The sequence below is a fragment of the Humibacter sp. genome (assembly GCF_035547335.1).
Taxonomy (GTDB): Bacteria; Actinomycetota; Actinomycetes; order Actinomycetales; family Microbacteriaceae; genus Humibacter.
In genome coordinates, this window is sequence record NZ_DASZVF010000051.1 from 124806 (window position 1) to 142194 (window position 17389).

Annotated in this window: 18 protein-coding genes; 12 read left to right on the forward strand and 6 right to left on the reverse strand. The window is 70.7% G+C overall.

All coding sequences use genetic code 11. The features are described 5' to 3' along the window. Window positions 1–342 precede the first annotated feature (342 nt). On the forward strand, window positions 343–1119 hold the full coding sequence (locus VHB92_RS11225; RefSeq protein WP_325453841.1) for a hypothetical protein: 777 nt from the start codon (window positions 343–345) through the stop codon (window positions 1117–1119). Window positions 1120–1145: 26 nt separating this feature from the next. Here VHB92_RS11225 and purD read toward each other — a convergent pair whose 3' ends face one another. Next, window positions 1146–2438: a phosphoribosylamine--glycine ligase gene (gene purD / locus VHB92_RS11230; protein ID WP_325453842.1), complete on the reverse strand. Its 1293-nt coding sequence runs from the start codon at window positions 2436–2438 to the stop codon at window positions 1146–1148. Between the two features lie 239 nt (window positions 2439–2677). Here purD and VHB92_RS11235 point away from each other — a divergent pair, with 239 nt between their 5' ends. Both VHB92_RS11235 and VHB92_RS11240 read left to right on the forward strand, forming a co-directional pair. Next, window positions 2678–3040, forward strand: a complete 363-nt coding sequence (locus VHB92_RS11235; protein ID WP_325453843.1) for a sterol carrier family protein — start codon at window positions 2678–2680, stop codon at window positions 3038–3040. 178 nt (window positions 3041–3218) lie between these two features. Next, window positions 3219–3851, forward strand: a complete 633-nt coding sequence (locus tag VHB92_RS11240; RefSeq protein ID WP_325453844.1) for a hypothetical protein — start codon at window positions 3219–3221, stop codon at window positions 3849–3851. A 318-nt stretch (window positions 3852–4169) separates the two neighbouring features. Here VHB92_RS11240 and purF read toward each other — a convergent pair whose 3' ends face one another. Next, entirely contained in the window at window positions 4170–5630 is a 1461-nt protein-coding gene (gene purF / locus VHB92_RS11245) for an amidophosphoribosyltransferase (RefSeq protein ID WP_325453845.1), read from the reverse strand. A gap of 97 nt (window positions 5631–5727) precedes the next feature. After that, window positions 5728–6654 (reverse strand): sigma-70 family RNA polymerase sigma factor, encoded by a 927-nt coding sequence (locus tag VHB92_RS11250; protein ID WP_325453846.1) that lies wholly within the window; start codon window positions 6652–6654, stop codon window positions 5728–5730. A gap of 89 nt (window positions 6655–6743) precedes the next feature. Here VHB92_RS11250 and VHB92_RS11255 point away from each other — a divergent pair, with 89 nt between their 5' ends. Then, complete coding sequence (locus tag VHB92_RS11255; protein WP_325453847.1) at window positions 6744–7595, forward strand: SDR family oxidoreductase; 852 nt, start codon at window positions 6744–6746, stop codon at window positions 7593–7595. Here VHB92_RS11255 and VHB92_RS11260 read toward each other — a convergent pair. After that, the gene (locus tag VHB92_RS11260) at window positions 7579–8136 is read right to left on the reverse strand and encodes a carboxymuconolactone decarboxylase family protein (protein ID WP_325453848.1); all 558 of its coding nucleotides are present in this window, start codon (window positions 8134–8136) and stop codon (window positions 7579–7581) included. The two genes, VHB92_RS11255 and VHB92_RS11260, sit on opposite strands and share 17 nt — an antisense overlap. A 46-nt stretch (window positions 8137–8182) precedes the next feature. Between VHB92_RS11260 and VHB92_RS11265 the strand changes: the two genes are divergently transcribed. Both VHB92_RS11265 and purM read left to right on the forward strand, forming a co-directional pair. Beyond that, on the forward strand, window positions 8183–9835 hold the full coding sequence (locus VHB92_RS11265) for a PLP-dependent aminotransferase family protein (protein ID WP_325453849.1): 1653 nt from the start codon (window positions 8183–8185) through the stop codon (window positions 9833–9835). 50 nt (window positions 9836–9885) lie between these two features. Then, window positions 9886–10995, forward strand: a complete 1110-nt coding sequence (purM, locus tag VHB92_RS11270; protein ID WP_325453850.1) for a phosphoribosylformylglycinamidine cyclo-ligase — start codon at window positions 9886–9888, stop codon at window positions 10993–10995. A 6-nt stretch (window positions 10996–11001) separates the two neighbouring features. Here the strand turns inward: purM and VHB92_RS11275 are convergent, their stop codons facing one another. Next, entirely contained in the window at window positions 11002–11640 is a 639-nt protein-coding gene (locus VHB92_RS11275; protein ID WP_325453851.1) for an FMN-dependent NADH-azoreductase, read from the reverse strand. 49 nt (window positions 11641–11689) lie between these two features. Between VHB92_RS11275 and VHB92_RS11280 the strand changes: the two genes are divergently transcribed. The 6 genes from VHB92_RS11280 (at window position 11690) to VHB92_RS11305 (ending at window position 16579) form a co-directional block, all read left to right on the forward strand. Further along, window positions 11690–12457 (forward strand): methyltransferase domain-containing protein, encoded by a 768-nt coding sequence (locus tag VHB92_RS11280; protein WP_325453852.1) that lies wholly within the window; start codon window positions 11690–11692, stop codon window positions 12455–12457. A gap of 50 nt (window positions 12458–12507) precedes the next feature. Continuing rightward, a complete protein-coding gene (locus VHB92_RS11285; protein WP_325453853.1) occupies window positions 12508–12732 on the forward strand; it encodes a DUF2188 domain-containing protein in 225 nt (74 codons plus the stop codon). Between the two features lie 193 nt (window positions 12733–12925). Continuing rightward, window positions 12926–13957, forward strand: a complete 1032-nt coding sequence (locus VHB92_RS11290; RefSeq protein ID WP_325453854.1) for an ABC transporter ATP-binding protein — start codon at window positions 12926–12928, stop codon at window positions 13955–13957. After that, window positions 13954–14697: an ABC transporter permease gene (locus VHB92_RS11295; protein WP_325453855.1), complete on the forward strand. Its 744-nt coding sequence runs from the start codon at window positions 13954–13956 to the stop codon at window positions 14695–14697. Before VHB92_RS11290 ends, VHB92_RS11295 begins: the two co-directional genes overlap by 4 nt. 47 nt (window positions 14698–14744) lie before the next feature. Next, entirely contained in the window at window positions 14745–15968 is a 1224-nt protein-coding gene (locus VHB92_RS11300) for a sensor histidine kinase (RefSeq protein WP_325453856.1), read from the forward strand. Then, on the forward strand, window positions 15965–16579 hold the full coding sequence (locus VHB92_RS11305) for a response regulator transcription factor (protein ID WP_325453857.1): 615 nt from the start codon (window positions 15965–15967) through the stop codon (window positions 16577–16579). Before VHB92_RS11300 ends, VHB92_RS11305 begins: the two co-directional genes overlap by 4 nt. A 471-nt stretch (window positions 16580–17050) precedes the next feature. Here VHB92_RS11305 and VHB92_RS11310 read toward each other — a convergent pair whose 3' ends face one another. Further along, the gene (locus VHB92_RS11310) at window positions 17051–17254 is read right to left on the reverse strand and encodes a DUF3073 domain-containing protein (RefSeq protein ID WP_325453858.1); all 204 of its coding nucleotides are present in this window, start codon (window positions 17252–17254) and stop codon (window positions 17051–17053) included. Window positions 17255–17389 lie beyond the last annotated feature (135 nt).

The window sequence follows — 17389 nt, forward strand, 5'->3', positions numbered from 1 at the left end:
ACGAGGGGCGGTCAACGACGGGGCCGTTCGGCGCCGCGACCTCGACGATCGGACCGGGCGCGGGGCTTGTACTGCCTTGGTCGCACCTCGGCCTTGGCTCCGGCAGGTCCGTTTGTTGTCCGTCGGTCCGCTTCGTGGTGTGAACAAAGGGACCCGTGGGCAATACCGGGACCGCTCGGCACGAGGGGCGGGCAACGACGGGACCGCTCGGTGGCGGGGGCTGGCAACGACGGGACCGCTCGGTACCAGGGGCGGGCAACGACGGGGGCGCGAGGCCGGCACGGGACCCGCCCCACCGGGCGCAACTCGGGCCTCGTCCTTGACGGATATGTCGCGCGGCGATTGGGTGAGAGGCGTGCCATTCCCCGCGAAGCGTTCGGAGGTCGCCCGCTGAGCGAACAGAATCCCGAAGCCGTCTCGTACGCCGATGCTGCCGCGATCGCCGAGGTGCGCGCGAGGCTCTCCGATGCCGTGGCGGCCCTGTCTACCGCCGGCGCCCGCACCGAGGCCCTGGCCGAATACCTGCCCGCCGGCCGGGTGCTGTTTCTGCCGCGGCCCGAGCGTCTGCGTCCGCTGGGAACCGTGTGGCGGCTCGGTGTGCTCCTCCTGCTCGCCACGTGGGCGGAGGCGGAGGATTCGACGAGCCGGGCCTCGAAGGGGTCGACGGGCCGGGCCTCGGAGGATTGGACGAGCAGGGCCTCGAAGGGTTCGACGAGACGGTCCTCGGAGGATTCTGCGAGTCGGGCCTTGGAACGCGCAGCGCGCGGCAGCGCAGCACTCTCGCACCCCGCCGGCGAGCCCCGCTTGTTCGCCACGGGAAGCCTCACGCGGTCCCACGAGCCGGGCCGTCCCACGTTCGTCGCGGCATCCGCTGAACGACGGCGGCAGCTTCGGGTGGCCGCGTTCCGCGGGCACTATCCGCCGGGCACGAGCGTGAACTTCGACGCACGACCGATACCGCTGGATGAGAGCCTGGTGGGTTCATCCGGCGTGCTCACCGTGCGCGACGGCAGGGCGTACGTGCGTTGGCGCCCAGACGACCCGGATGCGATGACAGACTTCGCCGCCTACCTCGCCGAGCGCGTCGCGCTGCTCGTGACCCCACCCGAAGGCGCCTGAGCGACGCGGTCATGCCGCGCCGTCACTCAGTGGGCGGCCGGGGCGACGGCGGCCGCGATGTCCGTTCGGTACTGACCACCGTCGAGCGTGATCTGCTCGATCGCCCGGTACGCGCGCCGGCGGGCCTCGTCGAACGTGGAGCCGAGGGCGACCACGGTGAGCACACGTCCGCCTGAGGCGACGAGAGTCTCCGTCGACCAGCTGGACGTGGCGTCCGTCGCGATGGCTTTCACGTCCGTCGCCGCGTGCAGGATCTGCACCTCGGGAACGGCGGATGCCGCATCCAGACCGAGAATGGCGCATCCGGCCACCGGCGCTTGCGGGTAGCCTTCGCTGGCCAGCACGACGCCGACCGCGACGTCGAGGGCGAACTCGGGGCGCGGCACCCCGCCGAGCTCGCCAGTGGCCGCCGCGTACAGCAGCCCGGACAGAGGCGTGACCAGCCTGGGCAGCACGACCTGGGTCTCGGGGTCGCCGAAGCGGGCGTTGAACTCGATGACGCGCGGGCCGTCATCCGTGACGATCAGGCCGCAGTAGAGCAGCCCGATGAACGGCGTCTGCTCGGCGGCCATCGTGCGGATAGTCGGCAGGGCGATCCTGTCGATCACCTCGTCGACGAAGTTCTCGTCGAGCCACGGCACGGGTGAGTATGCCCCCATGCCGCCCGTGTTCGGTCCTTCGTCTGAGTCGAGCAGCCGCTTGTAGTCCTGGGCCGGCGACAGCGGCAGGACGTGCTCGCCGTCGCTCAGCAGGAAGAGGGAGACCTCGCGTCCGTCCAGGAACTCCTCGACGAGCAGCGTGCCGTGCTCGAGCCACTGCCTGGCGTGTTCGAGCGCGGCGTCGCGGTCGTTCGTGACGAGCACCCCCTTGCCGGCGGCGAGGCCGTTCGCTTTGACGACGTGCGGTGCTCCGAAGCGGTCGAGCGCATCTCGTGCCTCGTCCAGGGTGCCGACCACCTCGGCGCGACCGGTCGGTACGCCGGCAGTCTCCATGATGCGCTTGGCGAACGCCTTCGAACCCTCCAGCTGCGCGGCCGCCTTGCTCGGTCCGAAGACTGGGATGCCCCGCTCCCGCACGGCGTCGCTCACGCCCGCGACGAGCGGAGCCTCGGGGCCGACGATCACGAGCTGCACACCGTGCGCCTCGGCGTACGAGGCGACCGCGACGCCGTCGCTGGGGTCGATGGCGAGCGTGCGGACGTCGTCGGCGATGCCCGCGTTGCCGGGCGCTGCCGTGATGTCGTGGTCGGCATCCTCGGCGAGCAGCGCGCGGATGATGGCATGCTCGCGCGCGCCAGAGCCCAGTACGAGAATCCTCACGCTGCCCATGGTATCGAGCGCCGGAGTGCGGGTCTCCTCGCGTCTCGCTGGCCGCAGCGCCCCGCCCTCGCCGCGGGCCCAGGCCGCGGCACCGCTGACCCGACCCGTGCGAACCGAAGCGCCAGGCCTTGCTGCGGATGCCGGTCGGTGCCTGAGCCGGCGACCGTGCTGGCAGGATGCCGGTCGCGCCCCAACCGGCGGACCGCCGACCGAGCCGTGCGCCCGGGCAGAATGGACGCATGGCCAGGGCACGGATCTCCGAAGCCGACGGCATGTCGGCGGTGGCGGCGGCGTTGGCGGCATCCCCGACCCGCGACGCCACGGCGACGGCTGTTCGCTACCTGCTCCAGGCGCTCGCCGAGAAGGTTCCCGGAAACTCCGTCGAGGTCAGGGTGCCGCCGTTCGGCGCCGTGCAGTGCGTCGAGGGACCACGGCACACCCGCGGAACGCCGCCCAACGTTGTGGAGATGGATGCCGCGACCTGGCTCGCGCTCGCCACGGGGAGCGCCTCGTGGGCGGATGCCGTCGCATCCGGTTCCGTGCACGCATCCGGCACCCGGGCCACGCTCGAGCCCTACGTGCCGGTGTATCGACCGCGCTGAGCGGTCGCGGTCCGCATTCGCGTCCGGCCGTTCCGGTCGTCCCGCTCGCATTCACGAGATCCCGTCGCACTCGCAGAAAGTGCGGGCGGGCGGTGCGGCGTGCGCATTCTCTGCCCGTGAAACGGCAGTCGCCGTTGCATCCGGCGCGGGCCCAGCCGGCGTGCGCGACAATGGATGCGTGCCCCCCGAGTCCCGCAGAACCTCCGACGACGACGTGACGACGTCGGCGACCGATGCATCCGCGACGGATGCCAGCGCCGCGCACGATACCGCGAACGTCGGGCGGCCCCAGGGATCGGGGCGCGAACACGGTGCGGCGTCCGGCGACGTGCCGGCCGGCGCATCCACCGAAGGTGCAGCCGCCGAAGGCGAGCAGGCCGGGTCCCGCGAGCTCGAGCGGCCCGACGCAGCGGGCGACCTGCCCATTCGCGAGGAGACCGTCGTCGAGTCCGAGCACACTGTGCGGGTTCGGCGCACTCCGCGCTACGGCAGGTTCATGATCCTGGGCGGCGCGATCTTCGCCGTCGCCGCCTTCATCGCGACGTACTCGTTCCCGCAGGGCTCGGGGTACGACCGCAACACCGTCTTCGGATTCGTGCTGCTGGCCGCCGTCGCCGTCGGCGTCGGGCTGGGAGCGCTGGCCGCGATCATCGCCTCCGCCGCGACCAAGCACACGGAGCGCACGGTCATGGCCGACCGCATCGATGTGCGCATGACGGATGCCCGGCCCGAGTCATCCGAGCTGCCCGACTTGGGAGAGCTCCCGGCCGAGGCTGAGCACGATGAGGGACGTCCGCGCGACGAGGAGTGACCACGCCACGACGGACGCCCGGCGACGAGGAGTGGCCACGCCACGACGGACGCCCGGCGACGCTCGTTCGCGAGACACGGAGCGCCGGGGCTGTCAACTCAGGTCGTCTGCTCGGCGCCGTCTGCTCCGCCGGCCGAGGCGCAGGCCGGTCCTCGCCACGACGCGGCATCGATCCTCGGCGGCCTCTTCGGGTAATTCAGGATGACGGCGGTCTCGGCCGGATATCGCAGCCGAGAGGCCTGTGCTCCTGAATTCCGCAGGGTGAGGGCAAGGGCGTCGGGCCCGCTGCGGGGGCCCGCTGCGCACGGGGCCCACAGCTCAGCTGAGCTGGGTGCGCTCCACCCACTCGAGGTACTCGGGCGTGACGGTGCCCGTGATGTAGTCGCCGGTGAAGCAGCTCATCTCGAGGTCGGTGACGAGGTCCTGTCCCTCGAGGATGGCATCCCGCATGTCCCCCACCTCCTGGAAGATGAGGCTGTCGGCGCCGAGCTCCAGCGCGATCTCGGGGATCTTGCGCCCCGCCGCGATGAGCTCGCCCCTGCTGGGCATGTTGATGCCGTACACGTGCGGAAAGCGCACGGGCGGCGCGGCCGACGTGAACGTCACCTGGTTCGCGCCCGCGGCACGAGCCATGTCGACGATCTCCTTGGAGGTCGTGCCGCGCACGATGGAGTCGTCGACGATGAGCACGTTCTTGCCCTTGAACTCGCTCGACATGGCATTGAGCTTCTGCCGCACGCTCTTCTTGCGCTGCGCCTGGCCCGGCATGATGAAGGTGCGTCCGACGTAGCGGTTCTTGTAGAAGCCCTCGCGGTACTCGATGCCGAGCTTCTGGGCCACCTGGGATGCCGCCGGCCGCGATGAATCCGGGATGGGCATGACCACGTCGATATCGCCGAGCGGCGCGTATCTGGCGATCGTGTCGGCAAGGCGGTTGCCCAGGCGCAGCCGGGCCTCGTAGACCGAGATGCCGTTCATCACGGAGTCGGGTCGGGCGAGGTAGACGTACTCGAACGAGCACGGGATGAGCACCGGGTTCTTCGCGCACTGCCGCGAGTACAGCTCGCCGGAGAGCGTGATGAACACGGCCTCGCCCGGCGCGACGTCACGCACCACCTCGTATCCGAGCGCCTCGAGCACGACGGACTCCGACGCCACGATCCACTCGTCGCCCACGAGGCCGGCCGGCTTGCGGCCGAGGATGAGCGGGCGGATGCCGAACGGGTCGCGGAACGCCAGCAGCCCTTGGCCCGCGATCATCGCGATCGCCGCGTATGCACCCTCGACGCGCTCGTGCACGTGCTCGACCGCGTCGAACACCTGGTCGGGCTCGAACTCGAGGCCCGTGATCTGCGACTGAAGCTCGGTGGCGAGCACGTTGAGCAGCAGCTCGGTATCGCTCGTGGAGTTCACGTGGCGGCGGTCGATGTGGAACAGGTCCCTGGCCAGCTCGCGCGTGTTCGTGAGGTTGCCGTTGTGCACCAGGATGATGCCGTACGGCGCGTTCACGTAGAACGGCTGTGCCTCCTGCTCGTTGGCCGCGTCGCCCTTCGTCGTGTAGCGCGCGTGCCCGAGGCCCATGGTGCCCAGCAGGGAGCGCATGTCGCGGGTGCGGAACGCCTCACGCACCTGCCCGCGAGCCTTGTGGATGTGGAAGCTGCTGCCGTCCGCCGTGGCGATCCCCGTGGAGTCCTGCCCGCGGTGCTGCAGAAGGAGGAGGCTGTCGTAGACCAGTTGGTTGACCGGCTCGGTGGAGACGATGCCGACGATGCCGCACATGCTGGAGAGGTGCTCCTGGGGTGTGGGAGAAGGGCCGGGAATCCGGCGTCACCAGTCTTTCATATGCGCGCCTGGGCATCCGCTGGTGACGAAGCGGTCACGACAGCAGCTCGGGCGGCAGCAGCGCGGCCAGTCGTTCCGGATCGGCCAGCACCTGGATGTCGACGATGCGGTCGTCCGTCACCGTGAAGGCCATGACCGAAACGGGTCCACGCGGTCCGACGATGGCGACGCCCGGCGCCCCGTTGATCCATGCCGCCCTGCGGTACCGGGACAGCGACGAGAACGTCATCGCCTGGCTGGCGATCGCCTCCGCGCCGCGGAGAACGCTCGTGGCGGATGCCCGCAGCGCGCCGCCGTCGGAGCGCAGCACGACGTCGGGGTGCAGCACCCTCAGCAGCGACTCGAAGTCACCGTTCCGTGCCGCAGCGAAGAAGGCATCCACAGCGGCTCTCTGACGACGGCGGTCGGGGTCGGGTCGCGGGGCCGCGCGCACCTTCGTCCTCGCGCGGCTGGCGAGCTGGCGCGCCGCAGCCGTCGTGGTGTCGAGGATGCCGGCGATCTCGTCAAACGGCACAGCGAACGTGTCGTGCAGCACGAACGCGAGCCGCTCGTCCGGCGTCAGGGTCTGCAGCACGATGAGCATCGCGAGCGCGACGGATTCGGATGCCTCCGCCTCACCCTCCGGGCCCGGATCCGCCGACTCGGGCACGATCACGGCATCGGGCACCCACGTGCCACTGGAGCTCCAGCCCTCGCCTGCGGGGGCCGTCGCGTCCAGCGAGACCTCGCCGTGCGCGCGTCGCGACCGCAGCATCGTGAGGCACACGCGGCCCGCGATGGTGGTGAGCCAGGCATCCAGGTTGCGCACGTCGGAGCTGTCGGCGCGAGAGGCCTTCAGCCAGGTCTCCTGCACGGCGTCGTCGGCGTCGGCGAACGAGCCGAGCATGCGGTACGCGAGCGAGCGCAGGCGTGGGCGGATGCTCGTGAACCGGTCTTCGAGGAGGTCGGCCGTGTCGGTCATCGTCACATTCTGCTCGCTCGCCGCGTCGAGGGGATGTAGGGATCGAAACGCGGCGCCGCAGGGCTCGGCCGCACGACGAAAGGCAGATCATGACCTCGTCCAACTCCATGCGCGACTCGCGCCAAGGGCTCGTGCTCGTCACCGGCGGAGCGGGCACGCTCGGCTCGCTCGTCGTCGACCGGCTCCGCGAGCACGGTCGCACCGTGCGGGTCGTCAGCAGACGCGGTTCGGGGCCGCGCGACGACGTGGAGTACGTGTCAGGCGACCTCGACAGCGGCGCCGGCATCGCGGAAGCCGTCGCCGGCGTCGACACCATCGTGCATTGCGCGGGGTCGCAGAAGGGCGACGGCGAGAAGGCGAGGCACCTCGTCGATGCCGCTCGTGCCGCCGGGGTGCGCCACGTGGTGTACATCTCGGTCGTGGGCGCCGATCGCGTTCCGGTGGAGTCGCGCACCGACCACGCCATGTTCGAGTACTACGCCCAGAAGCGTGAGGGCGAGCTCGTCATCGAGCGGTCGGGCATCCCGTTCAGCACGCTGCGTGCCACGCAGTTCTTCTCGCTCGTCCACCTCGTTGCGCAGTCGCTGTCGCGATCGCCGGTCATTCCGCTGCCGAAGCGGATGCGCGTGCAACCGGTGGCGGCCGAGGAGGTGGCCGACCGGCTGGTGCAGCTCGCCGAGGGTGCGCCAGCCGGCTACGTCCCCGAGTTCGGCGGCCCTCGCGTCTACGGCACGCACGACCTCATGCGGAGCTACTTGCGCTCCACCGGCAAGCGGCGGTGGATGGTATCGGTCGGGCTTCCGGGGCGGGCGGCGAAGGCCGTGCTGCGCGATGCCATCATCACCGAGGGCGGCGACCGGGGAACCGTAACGTGGGAGGAGTACCTCCGGTCCCGAGAGCCGGTCGCCGCTCAGGCCTCGAGCCTCAGTCCTCGGCCGTAGCTCGCCAGCACCGGGCGGTGACACCGGCGGCGTTCCAGGCGTTGATGGACACCAGGAGCGCGAGCAGGGCCGACACCTCTGCCTCCGAGTACACGCGCAAGGCGGAGACGACCACCTCGTCGGGCACGTGCGTGTCGGCCAGGCGGGTGACGGCGTCCGTCAGCGCGAAGGCCGCCCGCTCGCGTGCTGTGAAGAAGTGCGCCTCCTGCCACACGGCCACGGCCGCGATGCGCTGGAACGACTCGCCCGAGTCGCGCGCGTCTCTGGCGTGCGTGTCGACGCAGTACGAGCATCCGTTCAGCTGCGACGCGCGCAGCTTGAGCAGATTGCGGAGCCCTTCGGGGATGCCCGCCTTGTCGAGTTCCACCACGGCCGCGTGGTCGAGATGGGCCATCGCCCGGGAGAAGCGCGGCGCGAGCTCGTCGAAGTCGAACCGCACGTCGGGAAGCACGACCGGCTCAGCCGGGGTCGACGTCGGGCCGGACGAGGCTGGGGACTGGAGATCGGCGGCCACGGTGCCGCTGGTTGCCGTTTCGCTCATGCCTCAACGCTACGGATTAAGTGGTGCGCTGCTACAGTCCATTTGCATGACGGATGCCTGGGCCAATTTGCCCGCGGATGCGACCGGCACCGCGGCGACCGGCAGTGCGATGACCGGTGCCTCCGTGACCGACAGCGGAACTGCGACGACGGGCACCTCAGCGACAGACACCGGCACCGCGTCGACCGGCACCGCGGCGACCGGTACCGGCAGGTCGGCGACCGGGCTGGACGTGCACCTCGTGCTCGATCCGCGCCGCAAGACCGACTCGCTGGAGGCGGCGCTGCGGGAGCTGATCCGCGACGGTCGGCTCGCCGCAGGCACCAGGATGCCCGCCACCAGGGGCCTAGCGGCCGACCTCGGGATCGCGCGCAACAGCGTGGCCGAGGTGTACGGCAGGCTGATCGGCGAGGGGTGGCTCGAGGCCCGAACCGGCGCGGGCACGTGGGTGGCCGCAGGCCCGGTTGCGGTTCCCGCGGCCGCCGCAGGCCTCGCTGCCGCAGATCCCGCGGACGCCGCGAATCGCGTCGCCCCCGTCGCACGTCGCGACGTGGCCGCCGCTCCCCGGCTCGACCTGCGAGCCGGCATCCCCGACACCTCGGCGTTTCCCCGGTCGGCGTGGGCCTCGGCGATGCGCCGTGCGGTGTCCACGGCCCCCGTCGCGCAGCTCGAATACGGGCTCCCGGCGGGTCTCGCACCCTTGCGGCGTGCCCTCTCCTCGTACCTGGGCCGGGCGCGAGGCGTGGTCGCCGATCACGACAGGGTGCACGTCACGCACGGTGCAGGCCATGCGATCCACCTCGTCGGGGCCGCGCTGACCGCCGCCGGCGCTCGCCGCATCGCCGTCGAGGAGTACGGGCACCGTCAGCATCGCGACATCCTGCGGTCCGTCGGCCTCGAGGTCGTCCCCGTGCCGGTCGACGAGGCCGGGGCGGCGATCGAGCGCCTCGACGAGCTCCGCGTGGATGGCGTGCTGCTGACCCCTGCCCACCAGTTCCCCACCGGGGTGCCGCTCAGCCCGGCTCGTCGCACCGCCGTCGTGCAGTGGGCCGAGCGCACGGGTGGCCTCGTCATCGAGGATGACTACGACGGCGAGTTCCGCTTCGACCGCAGGGCGGTGGGCGCACTCCAGTCGCTGTCGCCCGACCATGTCGTGTACGTGGGTACCGCCAGCAAATCGCTCGGCCCCGCCGTCGGGCTCGGCTGGTGCGTGCTTCCCGGGCGGCTCGTCGCGGCGGTTGCGGAAGAGCGGCGTCGCGACGGCGCCAATCCGGGAGCGCTCACCCAGCTCGCACTGGCCGAGTTCCTCGCTCGCGGAGACTACGACCGAGCGGTCCGCGGTGCTCGCGTCCGCTATCGCACCAGGCGGCAGCACCTGCACGAGCAGGTCGAGCGCCGGCTGACCGGTGCGAGGCTCACGGGCATGGCGGCCGGGCTGCAGTGCCTGCTCGAGCTGCCCGCGGGCATCCGCGAACAGGACGTGACCGCGCTGGCCGCGTCGGCCGGGCTCGAGCTGGCGGGACTCGCGACGTTCCGGGCTGACGAGGCGGAGAACGCGGCCGCGGGAGGAATGGGAACCGGCGGGGCCGGGCATCCGCCTGCCATGGTGGTAGGGTTCGGTGCGCCACCTGCACACCGTTTCGAAGAGGCCGTCGACGCCGCAGTGCACGCCGTCGAGAGCGTCGTCGCGGGCCGCTGACGCGGCAGGCGCCGACGTCGTCGAGCCCCCATCGCGGCTAACCTGGGCGGGTGACGGAGAACTCCACCAGCACCTATCGGGAAGCCGGCGTCGACACGGCCGCGGGCGACCTCGCCGTCGAACTCATGAAATCGGCCGTGGCCAAGACCCACGGACCGGAGGTGCTCGGGGGTGTCGGCGGATTCGCCGGACTGTTCGACGCCTCGGTGCTGCGCGGCTACCGTCGCCCGCTGCTCGCCACGTCCACGGACGGTGTCGGCACGAAGGTGGCGATCGCCCAGGCTCTCGACAAGCACGACACGATCGGCCAGGACCTCGTGGGCATGGTGGTCGATGACATCGTCGTGGTGGGCGCCCGTCCGCTCTTCATGACGGACTACATCGCGTGCGGCAAGGTCGTGCCGGAGCGCATCGCCGACATCGTGCGGGGCATCGCTGCGGCGTGCTCGGAGACGCGGACTGCGCTGGTGGGCGGAGAGACGGCCGAGCACCCCGGCCTGCTCGGCGTCGACGACTACGACGTGGCGGGAGCCGCGACGGGCGTCGTCGAGGCGGATGCCGTGCTCGGGCCCGAGAAGGTCGCGAACGGCGACGTGGTGCTCGCGCTCGGCAGCTCGGGCCTGCACTCCAATGGGTATTCGCTCGTGCGGCATATCCTCGCCAAGGCCGGCATCGGGTACGCGGATCGGCTGGACGAGCTCGGCGGTGCCGTCGGCGAGACGCTCCTCGAGCCGACGAGGCTGTACACGGCACCGCTGCTGCGCGTGCTCGCGTCGCCCAGCGGCGCATCCGTTCACGCGCTCTCTCACGTCACGGGCGGCGGCATCGCCGCGAACCTGGCCAGGGTGCTCCCGCGCGGCTCGTGGGTCGACGTTGACAGGTCGACATGGTCTCCGTCGCCGGTGTTCCGGGTGCTCAGCGACCTGGCGGGCACCACGCTGCAGAGCTCCGAGGGCACCTGGAACCTGGGCGTCGGCTTCTTCGTCGTGCTGGAACCGGATGCCGCAGACGCGGTCGTCTCGACGCTCGCCGTGGACGGCATCCCGGCCTGGCAGGTCGGAACCGTCTCCACCGCCGAACGAGACCTCGCCGGCTACGAACAGGGTGCGAAGGGCGTCGACGGCGGAGCCGTGCGGCTCGTGGGCGACTACGCGAAGTAGGAGCCCTCAGCAGGACGCCGCGAGGCTGTCCAGGCGTTCCTCGGCGGCCGCGAGCTCGGCCTCGAAGCGGCTGGACTCGCCGGCCATGCTCGGCAGGGTGCGGGACAGCGTGCGGCTCACCGCGATGGTCTCGACCCGCATCCCGAGCGCGTCGCCGAGCACGATGTCGATGGGCGGCACCGTGTGGTCGCGTCCCTCGTTCTCGCTGCCCGCATCGTAGACGGCGCCGCGCGCGGTCACGACCACGGCGAGGCGGCCTTTCAACGGCTGGCCGCTGTCGCCGAACGGCGCGAGCACGCCCGGAACGTGCACGTGGTCGATCCAGGTCTTCAGTGTCGACGGAATGGAGTAGTTGTACATCGGCGCACCGATTACCACGACATCGGCGGCGAGCAGCTCGGCGATCACGGCATCCTGCGTCGCCTGGGCCTCCGCCAGCACAGGTGCGTCGGCTGCGCGGAGCGACGGCGCCCAGTGCAGGGACTCGTGGGCCAGGTGCGGCACCGGGTTCGCCACCAGATCGTGGATCACGACCCGGCGATCGGGACCGGCGGAGGCCCACCTGTCTGCGAACCGCGCGGTCAGCCGCCGGGTGACGGACGTGACCGGGTCGATGGAGGAGTCGAGCCGCAGCAGGGTGGTCATGGCTCAACGGTATCGGCGGCGCACGGATGCCGCGTGCCACGATGGCCGCATGGACGACGTCGATGAGCTGATCGCCGAGGGCGAGGCGGTGCCGACCGCGGGATGGGACTTCTCGTGGTTCGAGGGCCGGGCCACCGAGGAGAGGCCGAGCTGGGGGTATGCGAGACTCGCCGCCGCTCGCGCGAGCGGCGTGGACAGCGTGCTGGACGTGCAGACCGGCGGCGGCGAGGTGTTCGCCGAGATCCTCGCCGGGGCGAGCCCGGTGCCCTCCGCCGTGGCGGCGACCGAGGGATGGGCGCCGAACGTGCCGCTGGCACGAGACAGGCTCAGCGCGTTCGGCGGCGTGGTCGTCGAGTCGGCAGAGGATGCTCCGCTCCCGTTCGACGACGGGAGCTTCGCGCTCGTGACGAGCAGGCATCCGGTGGCACCCGACTTCGCCGAGATCGCGCGCGTGCTCCGACCGGGCGGCGCGCACCTGTCGCAGCAGATCGGCGAGCGGTCGAATGCCGAGCTGTACGAGTTTCTGCTCGGGCCGCAGCCGCGCGACCCGGTGCCTCGCATCGAGAGGCTGCGGCAGCAGGTGCTGCAGGCAGGACTGGAGCTGGCGGAGCTGCGCGAAGAGCGCACCCGGGTCGAGTTCTTCGACGTGGCCGCCGTGGTGTACTTCCTGCGCAAAGTCGTGTGGACGGTGCCCGGCTTCACCGTCGAGCAGTACCGCGACAAGCTGCGGGACATCGACCGTGTGATCCTCCGAGACGGAGCATTCGTGTCGCACAGCTCGCGCATTTTGCTGGACGCGCGCAAGCCCATGGCGTAAGCAGATCTCAGCAAGGTCGCGCATCCAGCCGTGGCCGGAGGGGGATTCGGATGTCGCAGGGTGGCGTCGAGACGTTCCACGAGAACGGCAAGTGGTTCAACCGCGTCGAGGGCGAGAGAGGCGTGCTGGGCCCGTACACCTCGAGATCCGAGGCCGAGGGCGCCGGGCGCGAGGAAGCACGGCGCAGGCGCCGTGAGCACGTCGTGCTCGACGAAGGAGGGAACGTCTCGGAACGGCATCCGTACGGAGAGGATCCGCGCGACGCCCGACGCTGAGTCTCACCCGCTCGCGGCCGCTGAGTGACTGCCGCTGGCGGCCACTAGGTGACCGCCATTGGAGCTAGGTGAGGTCGCTGCGCTGGTGGTTTCGACGGGGCCAGCCGCCGGTGGCGGTGGCGTGACAAATGTCACGGATGCGACGTGATGCGCGGCCGAGGCACGCGCGGCTGCTCACCGCTTCGATAGATACGTGAACACGACACGAGCCATCGAGGCACCGGCCATCCAGCTGCGGGGGCTGCGCAAGACCTTCGGATCCATCGCCGCGGTCGCGGGCATCGACCTGACGATCCAGCAGGGCGAGGTCGTCGCACTGCTCGGGCCCAACGGTGCGGGCAAGTCCACGACGATCGACCTCGCCCTGGGCCTCGCGTCCCCGACCGAGGGGACGGCGACGCTGTTCGGCGAGACGCCTCGCACGGCGATCTCCGCTGGCCGCGTCGGTGCCATGCTGCAGGGCGGAGCGCTGCTGCCCGACCTGACCGTGGCGCAGGCCGTCGCTCTGATCGCGGCCGCGCACAAGCATCCGCTCTCCGTCGCGGAGGCGCTGGAGCGCGCCAAGTGCACCGAGATCGCCAAGCAGCGCGTGAGCAAGCTCTCCGGCGGGCAGGCGCAGCGTGCGCGGTTCGCGGTCGCCATCGTGTCCAACCCCGACCTGATGTTCCTCGACGAGCCGACCGCCGCCATGGACGTCGAGGCGCGACGCACGTTCTGGCAGTCCATGCGCGAGTTCACGGATGCCGGCCGCACCGTCGTCTTCGCCACGCACTACCTCGACGAGGCCGACGCCTACGCCGACCGCATCGTCATGATGGCGGCCGGCCGTGTGGTCGCCGACGGCACGCCCGGCGAGGTGAAGGCTGTGGTCTCCGGGCGCCGTATCCGCGCGTCCTTCGACTTCGACTGGACGCCGGACATCGAAGCGGAGCTGGCCGAGCTGCCAGGCGTGCGCAGCGTCGAGCACCGCGGCGACGTGCTCTCACTCGTGAGCGACGACTCGGATGCCGCGCTGCGCACCCTGCTCTCGCTCCATCAGGACGTGCACGACATCGAGGTGACGGCGCACTCCATGGACGACGCCTTCCTCGCGCTGACGGCCGCCGCCGACGCCGCGCCGTCGGCCCGCGCCTCCCTGCCGTCGGCCGGGCCCTCCTCACCGTCGGTTGAGCCTGTCGAAACCGGCCCAGCACACAATTCAGCACTGATCGGAGACCGCTCATGAGCATCGCCTACCTCGGACTCGAGTCCGTCCGCCAGCTGAAGAACGTGCGCTCCCTGGTCTTCACGTTCGCCATCCCCCTCGTCATGTTGCTGCTGTTCGGCGGCATCTACGGTGCGAACGGCGCCGTCGACAAGGTGACGGGGCTGCCCTGGATCGTCGTGACGACCGTGCAGATGGCGGGATACGGCGGCATGATGGCCGCGCTCGGGCAGGCCTTCACGATCGTCACCGAGCGCTCGCTCGGCTGGAACCGGCAGCTGCGTCTCACGCCGCTGAGCGGCATGGGCTACCTGCTCTCCAAGGTCGTGGCGGCCCTGGCCGTCGCGCTGCTCGCCATCGTCGCGCTGATCATCGTGTCGGTCGTCGTGTTCCACTCCTCCCTTCCGTTCGGCTCCTGGGCCATGGCGGCGCTCGGTCTCTGGCTCGGGGTCATCCCGTTCGCGTTCATCGCCTTGCTGATCGGCCAGTTCGCCAAGCCGCAGTTCGCCCAGCCGCTGTTCATGGTCATCTTCTTCGGCATGGCCATCCTCGGCGGTCTGTGGGTTCCGCTGTCGGTGCTGCCGTCGTGGATGACGAACATCGCCCAGGTCGTGCCCTCGTACTGGCTGAACCGGCTCGGTCAGATGGGAGCGAACCTGTCCGGCGACGTGCTGGAGCCGATGCTCGTGCTGCTCGCGTGGACCGTGGGTCTTGGCGCTGTGATCGTCTGGCGATACCGTCGGGACGCGGCCAGACAGTGACGACGGGCGCGGTGGAGGCCGGCGATCGTCCGCTTACGCTGATGGACGTGACGACTGAGACCCGCGGGGCGACGGCGGGGCGGAATCCGTTCGCCGCCCTAGTGCGGGACATGCGGGATCGGCTGCAGTCCACCGGGGCCCGCAGATGGTTCTTCGGCTCGCTGTGGGGTCTGCTGTACCTGGCCATCCCGGTGATCCTGGCCTGGGTGTACCCGGACCACGGCCCGCTCCAGCCGATCCTCGTCACGATCCTCGTGCTCGTGCTCGGCGCGCTCTACGTGGTGCTCCCGCCACTGCTGTGGAACCGGCCATGGCCCGTCGCCGCACTCGTCTATGCGGGCTATCTCGGCGTCTCGTGCCTCGCCTTTCCCCTGATCGGCGTCAACACGGTGTGGTTCTGGCTCTATGTGCCGGTCATGGTGTCGATGAGCTGGCTGCCGGTGCGGTTCATCGCCGCCACGATCGTCGTCGTGGTGGTGGCGCAGCTGGCCGTGCTCGCGGTCCTGAACGACTTCGCGGACCTGTGGTACGCGGTGGCGCTGACCACGTCGATCTCCGTCATGATGCTCGCGTTCGGTCAGCAGATCCGCGCGACCGTGCGGCTGAGGGATGCCCAGAGTGAGATCGCGCGACTGGCCGTCGTCGACGAGCGCGAGCGCTTCGCCCGCGACATGCACGACGTGCTCGGCCATTCGCTCACGGTGGTGACCGTGAAGAGCGAGCTCGCGCGCAAGCTAGTGGCGAAAGATCCCGAGCGCGCCGAGGCCGAGCTCGGCGATATCGAGAGACTCTCGCGCGCCGCGCTGGCGGACCTTCGGGCATCCGTGGCCGGGTACCGCGCCATGACGCTCGAGACCGAGTTGTCGGCCGCGAACGCCGCGCTCGTCGCGTCGGACGTGGTGCCGCACCTGCCGGCATCCGCTTCTGTCGTCGCCCCCGAGCTGCGAGAGACGTTCGCCTGGGTGCTCCGCGAGGCAGTGACCAACGTCGTGCGGCACGCTCGTGCCAAGAACTGCTGGGTGGCGCTGGAGAAGCGAGCCATCATCATCGGGGACGACGGGCGGGGAGTGCCGGCATCCATGTCCGCTTCGGCTCTCGCCTTCCGCAGTGGGGGAACGGCGGCCGACCAGCAGAACGGACACGGCCTCACCGGGCTGAGGGAACGCGCCGCGAAGATCGGGGCCACCGTCACGATCGAGCCGGGAGAGGACGGCGGGACCATCGTCGCCGTCCGCGCTGAGAAGGGCCCGAAGGCGAGGGACGCGGGATGAGCGATCCCATCCGGCTGCTGCTGGCCGACGATCAGGCGCTCGTGCGCGGCGCGCTCGCCGCACTGCTCGATCTGGAACCCGACCTGACCGTGGTGGCCGAGGTGGGCCGCGGCGACGAGGTGCTGGATGCCGCGCGCCAGGCGGACGCGCAGGTCGCCCTGCTCGACGTGGAGATGCCGGGGCTCGACGGTCTCGCCGTCGCGGGGCTGCTGCACAGCAGGCTGCCCTCGTGCCGTTCGCTCATCGTGACGACGTTCGGTCGCCCCGGATACCTGAGGCGTGCCATGGAGGCGGGCGCGAGCGGGTTCGTCGTGAAGGACACCCCGGCAGCGCAGCTGGCGGATGCCGTCAGGCGGGTCGCGCAGGGCCTTCGTGTCGTCGATCCCGCGCTCGCCGCCGAGTCGCTGGCATCCGGAACGTCACCGCTCACCCAGCGGGAGACGGAGGTGCTGCGGGTGGCAGCGCGTGGCGGCACCGTGAACGAGATCGCCAGGGAGCTGCGGCTCTCCGAGGGCACGGTGCGCAATCATCTCTCGGCCGCCATCGGCAAGACGGGCGCACGCAACCGAGCGGATGTCGCCGCCCAGGCATCCGCGAACGGCTGGCTCTGACCCGCGCCGCGCCGGCCGGCGAGGCGATCGAGACGCGCTGATCCGGCGCCCGTCTCACTGGGCGCCCGTCTCACTGGCAGAAAACGCAGGCACGCGCAGCGGCGTCCACGATTTCTGCCCGTGAAACCGGATCTCGCGGGTCGCGCGTCGACGTCGGCGCGGCCGCACCTGCGCCCGCGCACTCGGCAGCACGGAAGGTCGATCGCGGGATGTCGGGATGCCGCAACCGCGTCTCACTGACAGAGAATGCGTGCGCAAGCGGCGGCAGCTGCAGTTTGCGCCAGCGAACCCGGATCCGGTGCGGGCGGGCTCGCGAGGCGCGGCAGGCAGAGCCGTTATCCGCCAGGCAAGCAAAACGCGCACCCCATCGGGAGGCAAGCAAAACGCGCACCCGACCCAAGCGAACGCCCATCCCAGGCAAGCAAAACGCGCACCCCAAGAGGGATGCGCGTCGCCTGTGTGCTGTTCGGCTCAGCCTGCCGAGCGCTCCTGGTGCTCGTAGTCGTCGTCGGCCGGCGCGTCAGCCTCGTAGTCGGCCCATGCCGCGTACGGGTCGTCGTCGTGCGAGTGACCGGTCAACTCGCGCTCAAGCTGGTTGTAGTCGACGGTGGGGCTGTACGACTTCAACTCCCGAGCGATCTTGGTGTGCTTTGCCTTCTGACGGCCGCGCCCCATGCGAGACCCCCTCACGATGACAGGCCCGGGGCGATTCGTGCGCGCGCGGGACTTTGGACGGGAAACGAAAACTAGCGGCAAGTTTAGCATGCAGGCCCTGATCGACCCGCTCGCACATTCCCAGTGGTGCGTGAT

Excerpts from the sequence above, each read along its gene's own strand:
- VHB92_RS11280 (WP_325453852.1), top strand. The coding sequence starts at position 11,690 with ATGGACGACGTCGATGAGCTGATCGCCGAGGGCGAGGCGGTGCCGACC.
- VHB92_RS11260 (WP_325453848.1), bottom strand. The coding sequence starts at position 8,136 with ATGAGCGAAACGGCAACCAGCGGCACCGTGGCCGCCGATCTCCAGTCC.
- VHB92_RS11285 (WP_325453853.1), top strand. The coding sequence starts at position 12,508 with ATGTCGCAGGGTGGCGTCGAGACGTTCCACGAGAACGGCAAGTGGTTC.
- VHB92_RS11305 (WP_325453857.1), top strand. The coding sequence starts at position 15,965 with ATGAGCGATCCCATCCGGCTGCTGCTGGCCGACGATCAGGCGCTCGTG.
- VHB92_RS11295 (WP_325453855.1), top strand. The coding sequence starts at position 13,954 with ATGAGCATCGCCTACCTCGGACTCGAGTCCGTCCGCCAGCTGAAGAAC.
- VHB92_RS11265 (WP_325453849.1), top strand. The coding sequence starts at position 8,183 with ATGACGGATGCCTGGGCCAATTTGCCCGCGGATGCGACCGGCACCGCG.
- VHB92_RS11255 (WP_325453847.1), top strand. The coding sequence starts at position 6,744 with ATGACCTCGTCCAACTCCATGCGCGACTCGCGCCAAGGGCTCGTGCTC.
- VHB92_RS11250 (WP_325453846.1), bottom strand. The coding sequence starts at position 6,654 with ATGACCGACACGGCCGACCTCCTCGAAGACCGGTTCACGAGCATCCGC.
- VHB92_RS11235 (WP_325453843.1), top strand. The coding sequence starts at position 2,678 with ATGGCCAGGGCACGGATCTCCGAAGCCGACGGCATGTCGGCGGTGGCG.
- VHB92_RS11310 (WP_325453858.1), bottom strand. The coding sequence starts at position 17,254 with ATGGGGCGCGGCCGTCAGAAGGCAAAGCACACCAAGATCGCTCGGGAG.
- purF (WP_325453845.1), bottom strand. The coding sequence starts at position 5,630 with ATGTGCGGCATCGTCGGCATCGTCTCCACCGAGCCGGTCAACCAACTG.
- VHB92_RS11275 (WP_325453851.1), bottom strand. The coding sequence starts at position 11,640 with ATGACCACCCTGCTGCGGCTCGACTCCTCCATCGACCCGGTCACGTCC.